Here is a 13,674-nt window from a genome sequence, read left to right on the forward strand (position 1 = left end):
CAGTAGAACTTCCGTCCTTCGCCGATTTACTTGGAAATCCGAGTAAAAACGCAGGTCAGGAGGGGTTTCACAGAAATGTGGAGCACTGGGTAACGTGCTGTTCGCAGGGCGCTCGCCGGGGCACCTGTCACGCCTGTTCCCGATCGGGCCGCACCCACCCTTGTGCGTCCGCCGGGCCGCAGGTGAGCCGCACTGGCTTCCGGCGAACCCGGGGGCCGGACCGACGGAGGAGCACACGTGACCGAGAGCACTGCCGCGCGTAAGCCGCGACGCAGCGCCGGAAGCAAGGCGGCCGGGACCACCGGCAGCAAGGCCGGCACCGGCAAGCGCACGACTCGCACCACCAGCACCACCCGTACCGCTGCCGAGAAGGGCTCCGACACGGAGCTGGTGCAGCTGCTGACGCCCGAGGGCGAGCGCGTCGAGGACGCCGCTCACGCCGAGTACGCCTCGTACGTCGCCGACATCACCCCCGACGAGCTGCGCGGCCTGTACCGCGACATGGTGCTCACCCGGCGCTTCGACGCCGAGGCCACCGCCCTGCAGCGCCAGGGCGAGCTGGGCCTGTGGGCCTCCCTGCTCGGCCAGGAGGCCGCCCAGATCGGCTCCGGCCGGGCCACCCGCGAGGACGACTACGTCTTCCCGACCTACCGCGAGCACGGCGTCGCCTGGTGCCGCGGCGTCGACCCGACCAACCTCCTCGGCATGTTCCGCGGGGTGAACAACGGCGGCTGGGACCCCAACAGCAACAACTTCCACCTGTACACCATCGTCATCGGCTCGCAGGCGCTGCACGCCACGGGCTACGCGATGGGCGTGGCCAAGGACGGCGCCGACTCGGGCGTGATCGCGTACTTCGGCGACGGCGCCTCCAGCCAGGGCGACGTCAGCGAGGCGTTCAACTTCGCCGCCGTCTACAACGCGCCCGTGGTGTTCTTCTGCCAGAACAACCAGTGGGCGATCTCCGAGTCCAACGAGAAGCAGACCCGGGTGCCGCTCTACCAGCGCGCCCAGGGCTTCGGCTTCCCCGGCGTCCGCGTCGACGGCAACGACGTGCTGGCCTCCCTCGCGGTCACCCGCTGGGCCCTGGACCGCGCCCGGCGCGGCGAGGGACCGGCGCTGATCGAGGCGTACACGTACCGCATGGGCGCGCACACCACCTCGGACGACCCCTCCCGCTACCGGCACGACGACGAGCGCGCCGCCTGGGAGGCGAAGGACCCGATCCTGCGCCTTCGCCGCTTCCTGGAGTCCGCAAACCATGCGGACGAGGGATTCTTCGCGGAACTGGAGGCCGAGAGCGAGACGTTGGGCAAACGAGTGCGCGAAGTGGTCCGTGCCATGCCGGACCCGGACCGGTTCGCCATCTTCGAGAACGTGTACGCGGACGGGCACGCGCTCGTGGACGAGGAGCGGGCGCAGTTCGCCGCGTACCAGGCATCGTTCGCAGACGCAGAGGGGGTCTGACATGGCAGCGGAGAAGATGGCGCTGGCGAAGGCGATCAACGAGTCGCTGCGCCGCGCGCTGGAGTCGGACCCCAAGGTCCTGATCATGGGCGAGGACGTCGGCAAGCTCGGCGGCGTCTTCCGGGTCACCGACGGTCTGCACAAGGACTTCGGCGAGGACCGGGTCATCGACACGCCGCTGGCCGAGTCCGGCATCGTCGGCACCGCCATCGGCCTGGCCCTGCGCGGGTACCGGCCGGTGGTGGAGATCCAGTTCGACGGGTTCGTCTTCCCGGCCTACGACCAGATCGTCACCCAGCTGGCGAAGATGCACGCCCGCTCGCTGGGCAAGGTCAAGATGCCGGTCGTCATCCGCATCCCCTACGGCGGCGGCATCGGCGCGGTCGAGCACCACTCCGAGTCCCCCGAGGCGCTGTTCGCGCACGTGGCGGGCCTGAAGGTGGTCAGCCCGTCCAACGCGGCGGACGCGTACTGGATGATGCAGCAGGCCATCCAGAGCGACGACCCGGTGATCTACTTCGAGCCCAAGCGCCGGTACTGGGACAAGGCCGAGGTCGACAAGGAGGCCATCCCCGGCCCGCTGCACACCGCGCGCGTGGTGCGCGAGGGCACCGACCTCACGCTGGCCGCGTACGGCCCGATGGTGAAGCTCTGCCAGGAGGTCGCCGACGCGGCCGCCGAGGAGGGCCGCTCCCTGGAGGTCGTCGACCTGCGCTCGATCTCGCCGGTCGACTTCGACACGATCCAGGCGTCGGTCGAGAAGACCCGCCGCCTGATCGTGGTCCACGAGGCGCCGGTGTTCCTGGGCTCCGGCGCGGAGATCGCCGCCCGGATCACGGAGCGCTGCTTCTACCACCTGGAGGCCCCGGTGCTGAGGGTCGGCGGCTACCACGCCCCGTACCCGCCGGCCCGCCTGGAGGAGGAGTACCTGCCCGACCTGGACCGGGTGCTCGATGCCGTCGACCGCTCGCTGGCGTACTGAGGAGGGGAGCGTGACGACGATGACGGACAGCTCCGTGCGTGAGTTCAAGATGCCCGACGTGGGCGAGGGGCTCACCGAGGCCGAGATCCTCAAGTGGTACGTCCAGCCCGGTGACACGGTCACCGACGGCCAGGTGGTGTGCGAGGTCGAGACGGCCAAGGCCGCCGTCGAACTGCCCATCCCCTACGACGGCGTGGTCCGCGAGCTGCACTTCCCCGAGGGCACCACGGTCGACGTGGGTACGTCGATCATCGCGGTGGCCGTCGGCGACGGCGCGGCGGCGGCCGCGGAGCCGGTGCAGGAGGCCGTGGCGGAGGAGCCCAAGCCGGAGGGCCGCCAGCCGGTCCTGGTCGGGTACGGGGTCTCCACCTCCTCGACCAAGCGCCGTCCCCGCAAGGGCGCGGAGGCCCCGGCCGCCGCGCAGACGCCGGCGGCGGCGATCCAGGCCGAGCTGAACGGCCACGGCCAGGCAGCGCCCGCGGCGCCCGCGGCACCGGCCGCGCCGGTCACCGGCGACCGCCCGCTGGCCAAGCCTCCGGTGCGCAAGCTCGCCAAGGACCTGGGCGTCGACCTGGCGACCGTGGTCCCGTCCGGCCCGGACGGCATCATCACCCGCGAGGACGTGCACGCGGCGGTGTCGGCGCCCGAGCCGGCCCAGGCGGCGGCCCCGCGTTCCGAGCAGGCCGCGCCCGCTCCGTCCCCGTCGGCCCCGTCGTCGTACGACACGACGCGCGAGACCCGTGTCCCGGTCAAGGGCGTGCGCAAGGCGACGGCGGCGGCGATGGTCGGTTCGGCGTTCACCGCGCCGCACGTCACCGAGTTCGTGACGGTCGACGTGACGCGCACGATGAAGCTGGTCGAGGAGCTGAAGCAGGACAAGGAGTACACGGGCCTGCGGGTGAACCCGCTGCTCCTGATCGCCAAGGCCCTCCTCGTCGCGATCAGGCGCAACCCGGACGTCAACGCGTCCTGGGACGAGGCGGCCCAGGAGATCGTGGTCAAGCACTACGTCAACCTGGGCATCGCCGCCGCCACCCCGCGCGGCCTGATCGTTCCGAACATCAAGGACGCCCACGCGCAGACCCTGCCGCAGCTGGCGGGTTCGCTGGGCGAGCTGGTGTCGACGGCCAGGGAGGGCAAGACCTCCCCGGCCGCCATGCAGGGCGGCACGGTGACCATCACCAACGTTGGCGTCTTCGGCGTCGACACCGGCACGCCGATCCTCAACCCGGGCGAGTCCGCGATCCTGGCGGTCGGCGCGATCAAGCTCCAGCCGTGGGTCCACAAGGGCAAGGTGAAGCCCCGCCAGGTCACCACCCTCGCGCTGAGCTTCGACCACCGCCTGGTCGACGGCGAACTGGGCTCCAAGGTCCTCGCCGACGTCGCGGCGGTCCTGGAGCAGCCGAAGCGGTTGATCAGCTGGGCCTGACGGCCACGAACCGGGTACCTTCACGACGGAGGGGCGCCGCAAGCTCGAGTTGCGACGCCCCTCTTGTTGTGCCGGGCTCAGCCCCGGTGCAGCACGTACACCGGAGCCCCGTCCTCGGCCCCGCCCCGTGAGCGGATGCAGGCGTGGGTGCGCAGCAGCCGCAGGCATTCGTTGACCCGCCGTACGGAGAGGCCCGTACGGCCGGCGATCGACTCCAGCGGCTCCCGCAGCTCACCCTTCTCCACCAGCACCGGTGCGATGGCCCGGGCGACCGTCCACACGTCCTCCGTCACGGACAACCGCTGCCGCCAGTCGGCCAGTAGGGACTCCGTGGTCGGTACCGGGGCGAGGTGGCCGCGGGGAGACCCTTGGTGGAGAACCAGGGTGTCGAACCGGTCCGCGATGCGCTCCAAGGCGTGCACCATGGCCTGTTGCACGGCGAGGGTGGACTGCTGGACGGCGAGTGTGGCCTGCTGCGTGGCCAGCATCTCCCGCTGGAGTGCGATCGACGTGCGCTGGCCCTCCGCCAACTCCTCGTCCAGCTTCAGGTTGTGCGCCTCCAGCCGGACGATGGCATCGGCCACCTGGTCCGGCATGGCGTAGGCGACGGGGGCACCGGGTTCGGTGGGCTGCACCTCCGCCTCGTCCAGAGAGTAAGAACCCTCGCGCTGCACGGTCTCGACGACTTCGGCGACCCACTGCTTGAAGGGGGCGCAGGCCGGTTTGGTGCAGGCGTTGACGAGCAGGATGAGACCTTGCAGATCAATGAGTTGCAAGTCTCGTCGCCACTTTCTACCTGCGGGAATGCTGAGACTGTGACTTCCAGTCACAGTCTCGAGACTGTCTCGGTGTTCCTCCGGTACGTGGTCGAGAAGGGCCTTTCGGGTCGTGGTGTATCCCAACTCCTTGCACACGTCCGCTGCCGGAAACCAGTGGCTTCCGCCCGGCATGGTCAGCCTGCGCACCCGGGCGCCGGTCGCCGGTCGCCGCGTAGACGAAGTCGCTGACGTCGATCGCGTCGTTCTGCTTGGCGAAGTTCTTTCGTTCGCTCGGTTCGTTCATGTGAACCACCTCCGTCGCGGAACGTAGGGCGGAGTCAGGGGCATATGCCAGCCAGATTCGCGGATGTTCACGACTGCGAGCGAAGATGATCGAAAGAGCTGCGGTGGTCCCCGAGGGGCGTGTAACAGGCCCCCGGGGCCGCTGTGTTCAGCCCCGGGTCGGGTCCGTGCGGAGGGTGTTGAGGAGGGCCGCGCCGCGTTCGGCGTCGTCGATGCTGATGGCGAAGTCGCTTCGGCGGCCCCGGGGGCGTATGACCAGGCACTCGCCGGCGCGCAGCATGACCGTGGTGCCGAGGCCGCTCAGCCGGTAGCCCCAGCCGCCGACCTCGGCGGGGCGGCGGACCTCCATCCGGGCCGTGTCGATGTCGCCGGGTGCCCAGCGCCGTCCGGGCCAGCCGAGCGGGCCGAAGGAGACCTCCAGGCCCCGTTCCGAGACCCGGGCCTGGACCGAGGAGAAGACCCCGCAGGCCAGGGACCCGGCGGCGCAGCCGGCGAACAGCGCCCACAGGGCGCCCGGGGCGGCCACGCCACCGGCCAGCGCGACCAGTGCGCCCACGGCCACCAGGCCGATCGCGGCCGCGATCAGCTGGAGCCAGGGGTTGGCGGTGCGGGAGAACCAGACCAGCCGGCGGCCCTTCGGGATGTCCAGCGCGGGGGTGCCCTCGTCGGGCGTCGCGGCGTCGTGGGTGCCGCGCCGCCGGGTGACGAGCAGCCAGGCGGCCACGCCCGCGAGTACGGCCCCGGCCAGGATCGCGACGACCCAGGCGGTGGGCTGACGGGCCTCGTGCCAGTCCGCGCGGTCCAGGTTGGCCCGGATGACCGCGGCCTGCGCGCCGGTGAGGACGATGCCCATGGGGAGCAGGGTCACGGTGGTCCAGGGACGGGCCGGCGGGCCCGCCCGCATCAGGGGGACGGTGACCGCGGCCGCCGTCACCAGCCAGATCAGCGCGGGGGCGAGGGACGCCGCCCACAGGGGCATCGAGCCGTCGGGCGCTTCGCCGTTCAGGCCCCAGTGGGTCGCCAGCCGGTCCGGCAGCCGGTCCCGCGCCAGCAGCGGCATCGCGGCGAGCACGGCTGTGACCCCGGCCGTCCAGACCGCCGCCGTCGCCCGCCGTGCCGCTGTCGTGTCCCTCATGGCATCCCCCTGATCATGTCGATGAGATCGGTCCTGCTGTAGCCCAGCCGAGCCGCCTCGGCGAGCAGTTCCCGTACCCGGATCTGCAGTTCGGAGTGGGGCCGGGCGCCCTCGGCCACCGTCACCCCCCGGCCCCGGCGGAATTCCAGCAGGCCCTCGTCCCGCAGGCCGCGCAGTGCGCGCAGCACGGTGTTGACGTTGACGTCCAGGGCCTCGGAGAGGTCGCGGGCCGAGGGCAGGCGGTCCCCGGGGGCGCACTCCCCCTCGGCGATGGCGCGCCGGAGGGCGCCGGCCACCTGTTCGTGCAGGGGGCGGGTGTCGGTCTTGTCCAGACTCAGCAGCATGGTGCTAATGAAACTATCACCATGTGCTTCATCGGTACAGGGAGGCCGGCGCAGCACGAAGGGCCCGTCGCGTCGGCGACGGGCCCTTCGTGGCGGTGCGGCGGGGGGCGGGTTACTTCGTGAACGCGTAGTTCATGAGCTTCGTGGCGTCCTTGGCGCGCTGCGCCGACGACGAGGACGCCAGGACCGTGCCGATCACCGTCTTCCCCTTCCGGGTCGCGGCGAAGACCAGGCAGTACTTGGCCTCCGGCCCCGACCCGGTCTTCACGCCGATCGCTCCGCTGTAACTGCCCAGCAGGGTGTTGGTGTTGGTCCAGGGTGCCATCGTGCGGGTGCCGCCCTTCTTCGTCCTCGTCTTCGCCGTGTACTTCTTGGTCTTGACGATGGTGCGGAAGGTGGAGTTCTTCATCGCGCTGCTCGCGATCTTCGTGAGGTCGCGCGGCGTGGAGTAGTTCTTGCCGTTGCCGATGCCGTCGAACGAGTCGAAGTGCGTGTTCTTCAGGCCGAGGCTCTTGGCGGTCGCGTTCATCTTGCCGATGAAGGACTTCACCCGCGCCGCCCGCGTCCTGCCCGAGCCGAACTTGTCTGCCAGCGCGTACGCGGCGTCGCAGCCGGACGGCAGCATCAGCCCGTACAGCAGCTGGCGGACCGTCACCTTGTCGCCGACGATCAGGCGGGCGGACGAGGCGTTCTTCGACACGATGTAGTCGCTGTACGCCATCTGGATCGTGACCTTCGCGTCCAGGTTCAGCTTCGGCTGGGAGAGGACGACCTTGGCGGTCATGATCTTGGTGGTGGAGCCGGTGGAGCGCCTGGTGTCGGCGGCCTTGGTGTAGAGCGACCTGCCGGTCGCGTTGTTCATCACGAAGCCGCCCCTGGCGGCGATCGAGGGCACGGCGGCGGCCCGTACGGGTGCCGCGAGCGCGCGGTCGGGTGCGGCGGCCTGTGCCGGAGCGGTGGCGAGGACGCCGGTGGCGAGGACGGCGGCGCCGGTCAGGACGGCGGCGAGGGCCCTGCGCGGACGGACGGATGCGGTGGCGCCCGGAATGGCGTTCATTGAGTTGATTACCCCGATTATGGTGAATTCCCCTGGAGTGCGGCCGAGTTGTGGTCGATGGAGCGGTGGCCGCGACAGTCCGACACCCGAGGGAGGCGAATGGTTGCGCGGCGGGGCCGGGGGAAGGCCTCCGGTTCCCTCCGAGGGGTGAGCGGGCCGAGTCGGCGTCCGGATACTGGACCGGATCCCTCTTGTGTCCCTGTTGTATCTATCCTGTCGGCATGACCACGGCAGTGAAGCAACCCCCCGCGGCGGACCGCGTCTACACCCACGTCAAGCAGGGCGTCCTGGAACGCCGGTACGAGGGCGGGACGCTGCTCACCGAGGGCGAGCTGGCCGAGGCCGTGGGCGTCTCCCGCACCCCGGTGCGCGAGGCACTGCTGCGGCTGGAGGCCGAGGGGCTGATCCGGCTCTACCCCAAGAAGGGCGCCCTGGTCCTGCCCGTCTCCGCGCAGGAGATCGCCGACGTGGTGGAGACCCGGCTGCTGGTCGAGGAGCACGCGGCCAGGAAGGCCGTACCCGCCCCGCCGGGGCTGGTGGAACGGCTGGAGGAACTGCTCGCCCGGCAGCAGGAGCAGGCCGCCGCCGGTGACTTCGCCGCCGCCTCCGTCACCGACCGCTGCTTCCATGCCGAGATCGTCCGCAGTGGCGGCAACGAGATCCTCTCCCGCCTCTACGACCAGCTCCGCGACCGCCAGTTGCGCATGGGCGTCGCCGTGATGCACTCCCACCCCGACCGGATCGCCCACACCCTCGCCGAGCACGAGGAGATCCTCGACGCGCTGCGTGCCGGGGACGCGGAGGCGGCCGTCGCCGTGGTGGGCCGGCACGTGGGCTGGTTCTCGCACCTGGCGCGGGGGGAGGTCCGATGAGTACGGCCACCTCGGCCGGCCGTGTCCTGCCCGGTGATCCGGCCGGGGGCCGGCGGGCGATCGCCGTGTGGGGCATCGGCGTCTCCGTCTACTTCGTCGCCGTCATCTTCCGTACGTCCCTCGGGGTCGCCGGTCTCGACGCCGCCGACCGCTTCCACGTCAACGCCTCCGCGCTGTCCACCTTCTCCATCCTCCAACTGCTGGTCTACGCCGGTATGCAGATACCCGTCGGCCTGCTGGTCGACCGGCTCGGCACCAAGAAGGTGCTGGGCCTCGGCGTCGTGCTCTTCACGGCGGGGCAGCTGGGCTTCGCCTTCTCCCCGTCGTACGGCATGGCGCTGGCCTCGCGGGCGCTGCTGGGCTGCGGGGACGCGATGACGTTCATCAGCGTGCTGCGCCTCGGCACCCGCTGGTTCCCGGCCCGGCGCGGGCCGATGGTGGCCCAGCTCGCCGGTCTCGTCGGCATGGCGGGCAACCTGGTCTCCACGCTCGTCCTCGCCCGGCTGCTGCACGGCATCGGCTGGACCGCGGCGTTCGCGGGCAGCGCGCTGGCGGGTGTCGTCGTCTTCGTCCTGCTGCTGCTCTTCCTCAAGGACCACCCCGAGGGCCACGAGCCGGAGCCGCTGCCGCACCAGGGGGCCGCGTACGTACGGCGGCAGATCGCCATGTCCTGGCGGGAGCCGGGGACGCGGCTCGGGCTGTGGGTGCACTTCACCACCCAGTTCCCGGCGATGGTGTTCCTGCTGCTGTGGGGGATGCCGTTCCTGGTCGAGGCGCAGGGGCTGTCCCGGGCCACGGCCGGCACGCTGCTCACCCTCGTCGTGCTGTCCAACATGGCCGTCGGCCTGGTCTACGGCCAGGTCATCGCCCGGCACCACGCGGCGCGGCTGCCGCTGGCGCTCGGCACGGTGGGGGCGACGGCGCTGCTCTGGGCGGTGACGCTGGCCTACCCGGCCGAGCACGCGCCGATGTGGCTGCTGGTGGTGCTGTGCACGGTGCTGGGGGCGTGCGGTCCGGCGTCGATGATCGGCTTCGACTTCGCGCGGCCGGCGAATCCGGCGGAGCGGCAGGGGACGGCGTCCGGGATCACGAACATGGGGGGCTTCGTGGCGTCGATGACCACGCTGTTCGCGGTGGGGGTGCTGCTGGACGCGACGGGGGACGACTACACCGTCGCGTTCTCCTCGGTGTTCGTGTTGCAGGCGCTCGGTGTCACGCAGATTCTGCGGTTGCGCAAGCGGGCCGCGCTGCGGGAGCGGGAGCGGTTGGTCGCGAGTCGGGTGGAGACGGTGCACGTGCCCGTGTAGGCACCCGGCGTGGGTGCGGGCCGGGCCGGGGGCTGCCGCGCTGCCGCCCCCGGGTCCCCGCTTCAGCCTGAACGGCCGCGTCCGCAAACTCCCCCGGAGGGGGCACCCCCAACGGGCTGGAACCTCACTGCGTGACGGTGAAGTGGCGCAGGATCGCCGCCGTCAGGTCCGGGTCGCCCTCCGTCTTGATGCGGTCCGCCGCCGCCTCCGGGGTCACCCGGCCGCAGGCCAGGCGGAAGTAGGTCTCCCAGTCGAGGGTGAGGGTGGCGGCGGGGCCGAGGGCCGGCGACGATTCGAGGGTGCCGCGGCCCTGGATGTCGACGCGGATGGTGCGCAGGAACTCGACCGGGCCGTGCACGTCGAAGACGACGGCCGAGCTGCGCGGCGCGTCCGCCCGCTCGGCGACGACGGCGGGCAGTTCGCCGAGCAGCACGTCGCGGGCGACGTGCGCGCCGGGGGAGTCGAGGTTGCCGGGGCGGCCGAGGGCCGTGCGCAGGTCCTGCTCGTGCGCCCACACGTCGAAGGCGTGCCGGCGCATCGCCTCCTCCAGGGTCAGCTCGGTGCCGAGCGGGCCGCGCACCTTCGTGCCGGGGTCCCGCGACTCGTTCCGCAGCTGGCGGTTGCGCCGGATGATCATGTATTCCAGCTCGGACGTCATCTCCGGCGCCGTGTGGTGGCGGCGGACGTCGACCTGCATCTCCATGTAGCGCTGGTGGTCGTTGGTGACGTGGTAGAGGTCGCGCGGGAGGGTGTGGATGGGGCGGGGGTCGCCGAGCATCTCGGAGTCCAGGCCCAGCACGTGCGAGACGATGTCGCGCACCGACCAGCCCGGGCAGGGGGTGCGGCGGTTCCACTCTGCTTCCACAAGCGGCTGGACCAGCTCGGATATCGCCTCGATGGAGTGAGTCCAGGCGTCGGCGTAGGGCTGGAGGGCGGGATGCAGACTCACGGAACGGGACCCCTCGGCGGTCGGTACACGGGCGGTTGGTGGCGGCGGTGCCAGTGGCGGTGGCGGCAGTCGGCGGGTGTCTTGGAACGCTAAGTTACGCTGCTGTGCGGCACCCCGGCAGTGCTTTCGTGTGACGATCGTAGGCCCGTGTGGACGGCTCGAATGCCAGGACGGTGGTAGTGTGCGCGCCTCTTTGATTCAAATCGCCGTGAACGAGGACGAAACGGTCGAAGCGCGTCGCGTGCGGGCGGCGGCTCTGGTAAGGGAGCAGGCGGGCGCCGACCTCGTCGTGCTGCCGGAGCTGTGGACCACGGGCGCGTTCGCCTTCGAGGAGTTCGACGCGGCGGCCGAGCCGCTGCGGGGCCCGACGTACGAGGCGATGGCGAAGGCGGCGAGCGACGCGGGCGTGTGGCTGCACGCCGGGTCGGTCCCCGAACGCGGCCCGGACGGGCGGCTCTACAACACCTCTCTCGTCTTCTCCCCCGCCGGTGATCTCACCGCCTCCTACCGCAAGATCCACCGCTTCGGCTTCGACAAGGGCGAGGCCGTGCTGATGGGCGCGGGGCGCGAACCGGTGACGGTCCGGCTGCCGGACACCACCCTCGGCGTGGCGACCTGCTACGACCTGCGCTTCCCGGAGCTCTTCCGCTCCCTCGTCGACGCCGGTGCCGAGATCCTGGTCGTCCCGGCGGGCTGGCCGGAACGCCGTCGGGCCCACTGGACGCTCCTGGCCCGGGCGCGGGCCGTGGAGAACCAGGCGTTCGTGCTCGCCTGCGGAACGGCCGGGACGCACGCCGGAGTTCCGCAGGCCGGTCACTCGATCGTGGTGGATCCCTGGGGCGAGGTGCTCGCGGAGGCCGGTGCGGACGAGGAGGTCCTCGCGGTGGAGTTCGACCCGGAGCGGGTGGCGCGGACCCGGGAGCAGTTCCCGGCCCTGAAGGACCGGGTGCTGGGGCTGGAGCCGCCGCGCGGCTGAGTTCGGAGTGTGAGGGGTCGTGACCCAGCGTGTTTGACGCTCGGTCGCGGCGCCCAGAATTACGGGTATGGCACGCACCAGCACCTCCGCCATCCGCCGCGTCCGGGTGGAACCCGCCGGCGCCCACTTCGCGTCGGCGTTCGCGCTTCCGCTCGCCGGGCTCCCCCGCCGTACGGCCGAGGAGTGGGCGCGGACCACCTTCGAGGACACTCCCGCGCTGCTGCGGGCCCTGCTCCGGGCGGGCTGGTCGGGCGTGCTCGGCCTGCGCCTGGGACCGAGGGTCTCGGCACGGCACGTGATCGGATGGCGCACGGTGGAGTCCGGGCCGGACCGCATCGCCGTGGAGGCCCGCGCCCCGTCGCTGACAGTCCGCAACGTCGTGACCGTCGACGCCGTGCGGCTGCTCTGGGCGACGTACGTGAACTTCGAGGGCCGCAGCGGCCGGATGCTGTGGTCCCTGGCCGCACCGGTGCACCACCTGGCCGTGCCGCTGCTCCTCGGCCGCGCCGTCCGCCGCACGGCGTGAGGAGCCGCCGGTCAGCCGGTCCTCAGTCGTCCTCCCGTTCCTTCTCCGCCAGGTGGATCACGCACACCGTCAGGGCGATCAGCAGCGCCGGGTCCGCGTCGTCCCGGACGACGTCCACGCCGTAGGTGTCCCGGAGGGTGAGCCACCGCCGGGAGACGACGGCCAGCAGTTCGCCGTCGTACTCGACGGCGAACTCCCGGTCGAGGATCTTGCCGCTGACGTCCAGTTCGGTGCCGTCGGCCAGGACGACCCGGTAGTGGTTGCGCAGCAGGGAGAGTCGTTTGCGCTTGATGCGGGCCAGGGGCTCGCCGGCCCGTTCGATCACCATCGTGTCGCGCAGGGCGAACATCTTCTGGTGGATGTCGATGAGCACGCGCCCCTGGGGGTCCTTCAGCTCCCAGGTGTCCCGCAGCCGCATCGCCTTGCCGTCGACGAGGAAGACCTTGTTGCCCTGGTCGTCCTCGATCCAGTAGTCGTCACCGATACCGAGGAGCCGGTCGTACACGAGGAATCTCATGTTCTGACCGCTTCCCCCGCACCCGTCCCGAAACGCCGCCGGTAGGCCGACGGGCTGAGTCCCGTCTCGCGTCGCAGCCGCGCCCTGAGGTTCGCGGCGGTCCCCAGTCCGCTGCGGGCCGCCACCGCGTCCAGCCGCTCCTCCCCGCGCTCGATCAGCCGCCGCGCGAGGGTCACGCGCTCGGCGGTCAGCCAGGCGAGGGGCGTCGTCCCGAGCTGCGCCCGGAACCGCCGGTGCAGCGTGGCCGGGGACACCGCCGCGCGCGCCGCCAGGTCCGTCACCGTCAGCGGCTCGCCCAGCCGCTCCTGCGCCCACGCCAGCAGGGGCGCCAGCGACTCGTCCGGCACGTCCGGCACCGGCCGCTCCACGAACTGCCGCTGACCGCCGTCCCGGTGCGCGGCGAACACCAGACGCCGGGACACGGCGTTCGCGATCTCGGCGCCGTGGTCCCGGCGCCAGAGGTGCAGTCCGAGGTCCAGTGCCGCCGCGCTGCCCGCGGCGGTGAGGACGTCGCCGTCGTCCACGAACAGCACGTCCGGTTCGAGCCGGACGCGGGGGTGCAGCCGGCGGAAGGTTTCCGCCCACAGCCAGTGGGTCGCGGCCCGCCGCCCGTCCAGGAGACCGGCCTCGGCGAGTGCGAAGCTGCCGGTGCACAGGCTCACCACGCGTGCGCCGCGGGCGTGTGCGCGCCGGATGGCGTCCAGCACGGCGGGGACGCGCGGCACCACGTTGTCCGGCCGTCCGGGTACGACGAGCGTGTCCGCGTCGTCCGCGGCGTCCAGCCCCGGCACGTCGGTGAGGGTGAAGAACCCGTGATTCATGCGGATCCCGGGATCCGGAGCGCACAGCGTCACCTCGTACAGCGGTCCCGGCAGCCCCAGCTCGGGCCGCGGCAGCCCGAACAGCTCGGTGGCGCAGCCGACCTCGAACGGGTTGGTGCCCTCGTCGACGATCACCGCGACACGATGCGGGCGCGAGAGCTGAGAGGATCCTTGCGACATATGCGATTCCTAGCACTCGTCCGCGCCCCCGTCACCCCGGACGATGGCGCC

General features: G+C 71.6%; 13 protein-coding genes and 1 pseudogene. 7 read left to right on the plus strand and 7 right to left on the minus strand.

What is annotated here, in order from left to right:
- Nucleotides 1-237 precede the first annotated feature (237 nt).
- The 3 genes from pdhA to R2E43_RS19370 are packed head-to-tail and all read left to right on the plus strand — an operon-like array spanning nt 238 to nt 3,878.
- Nucleotides 238-1,467 (plus strand): pyruvate dehydrogenase (acetyl-transferring) E1 component subunit alpha, encoded by a 1,230-nt coding sequence (gene pdhA, locus R2E43_RS19360; protein WP_319129178.1) that lies wholly within the window; start codon nt 238-240, stop codon nt 1,465-1,467.
- Nucleotide 1,468: 1 nt separating this feature from the next.
- Nucleotides 1,469-2,449, plus strand: coding sequence for an alpha-ketoacid dehydrogenase subunit beta (locus R2E43_RS19365; protein WP_003975119.1), 981 nt, complete (start codon nt 1,469-1,471; stop codon nt 2,447-2,449).
- Nucleotides 2,450-2,459: 10 nt separating this feature from the next.
- Nucleotides 2,460-3,878 (plus strand): dihydrolipoamide acetyltransferase family protein, encoded by a 1,419-nt coding sequence (locus R2E43_RS19370; protein WP_016326662.1) that lies wholly within the window; start codon nt 2,460-2,462, stop codon nt 3,876-3,878.
- Nucleotides 3,879-3,955: 77 nt separating this feature from the next.
- On the opposite strand, the pseudogene R2E43_RS19375 reads toward R2E43_RS19370, so the two are convergent.
- The 4 genes and pseudogenes from R2E43_RS19375 to R2E43_RS19390 all read right to left on the minus strand — a co-directional run bounded on the left by R2E43_RS19375 (nt 3,956) and on the right by R2E43_RS19390 (nt 7,475).
- Nucleotides 3,956-4,940, minus strand: a pseudogene (locus R2E43_RS19375) (BRO-N domain-containing protein).
- 147 nt (nt 4,941-5,087) lie between these two features.
- A complete protein-coding gene (locus tag R2E43_RS19380; RefSeq protein ID WP_003975123.1) occupies nt 5,088-6,074 on the minus strand; it encodes a DUF1648 domain-containing protein in 987 nt (328 codons plus the stop codon).
- Nucleotides 6,071-6,418: a GntR family transcriptional regulator gene (locus R2E43_RS19385; protein WP_003975124.1), complete on the minus strand. Its 348-nt coding sequence runs from the start codon at nt 6,416-6,418 to the stop codon at nt 6,071-6,073. The genes R2E43_RS19380 and R2E43_RS19385 overlap by 4 nt, the downstream gene beginning before the upstream one ends.
- Before the next feature lie 112 nt (nt 6,419-6,530).
- Nucleotides 6,531-7,475 carry a D-alanyl-D-alanine carboxypeptidase family protein gene (locus R2E43_RS19390; protein WP_011029243.1) on the minus strand — a complete coding sequence of 315 codons (945 nt, stop codon included), beginning with the start codon at nt 7,473-7,475 and terminating at the stop codon, nt 6,531-6,533.
- Nucleotides 7,476-7,696: 221 nt separating this feature from the next.
- Between R2E43_RS19390 and R2E43_RS19395 the strand changes: the two genes are divergently transcribed.
- Together R2E43_RS19395 and R2E43_RS19400 are read left to right on the plus strand one after the other, a co-directional pair.
- Nucleotides 7,697-8,347 carry a GntR family transcriptional regulator gene (locus tag R2E43_RS19395; protein WP_003975126.1) on the plus strand — a complete coding sequence of 217 codons (651 nt, stop codon included), beginning with the start codon at nt 7,697-7,699 and terminating at the stop codon, nt 8,345-8,347.
- The gene (locus tag R2E43_RS19400) at nt 8,344-9,654 is read left to right on the plus strand and encodes an MFS transporter (RefSeq protein ID WP_003975127.1); all 1,311 of its coding nucleotides are present in this window, start codon (nt 8,344-8,346) and stop codon (nt 9,652-9,654) included. Before R2E43_RS19395 ends, R2E43_RS19400 begins: the two co-directional genes overlap by 4 nt.
- A gap of 124 nt (nt 9,655-9,778) precedes the next feature.
- On the opposite strand, the gene R2E43_RS19405 is transcribed toward R2E43_RS19400, so the two are convergent.
- On the minus strand, nt 9,779-10,603 hold the full coding sequence (locus tag R2E43_RS19405; protein ID WP_003975128.1) for a maleylpyruvate isomerase family mycothiol-dependent enzyme: 825 nt from the start codon (nt 10,601-10,603) through the stop codon (nt 9,779-9,781).
- Nucleotides 10,604-10,784: 181 nt separating this feature from the next.
- Here R2E43_RS19405 and R2E43_RS19410 point away from each other — a divergent pair, with 181 nt between their 5' ends.
- On the plus strand, nt 10,785-11,579 hold the full coding sequence (locus R2E43_RS19410) for a carbon-nitrogen family hydrolase (protein ID WP_003975129.1): 795 nt from the start codon (nt 10,785-10,787) through the stop codon (nt 11,577-11,579).
- 67 nt (nt 11,580-11,646) lie between these two features.
- On the plus strand, nt 11,647-12,105 hold the full coding sequence (locus tag R2E43_RS19415) for a DUF2867 domain-containing protein (protein ID WP_003975130.1): 459 nt from the start codon (nt 11,647-11,649) through the stop codon (nt 12,103-12,105).
- A gap of 22 nt (nt 12,106-12,127) precedes the next feature.
- On the opposite strand, the gene R2E43_RS19420 is transcribed toward R2E43_RS19415, so the two are convergent.
- Nucleotides 12,128-12,622 (minus strand): LURP-one-related/scramblase family protein, encoded by a 495-nt coding sequence (locus R2E43_RS19420; protein WP_003975131.1) that lies wholly within the window; start codon nt 12,620-12,622, stop codon nt 12,128-12,130.
- Nucleotides 12,619-13,623, minus strand: coding sequence for a GlxA family transcriptional regulator (locus R2E43_RS19425; protein ID WP_030863373.1), 1,005 nt, complete (start codon nt 13,621-13,623; stop codon nt 12,619-12,621). The genes R2E43_RS19420 and R2E43_RS19425 overlap by 4 nt, the downstream gene beginning before the upstream one ends.
- Nucleotides 13,624-13,674 lie beyond the last annotated feature (51 nt).

This window comes from Streptomyces violaceoruber, from assembly GCF_033406955.1.
Classification (GTDB): domain Bacteria; phylum Actinomycetota; class Actinomycetes; order Streptomycetales; family Streptomycetaceae; genus Streptomyces; species Streptomyces violaceoruber.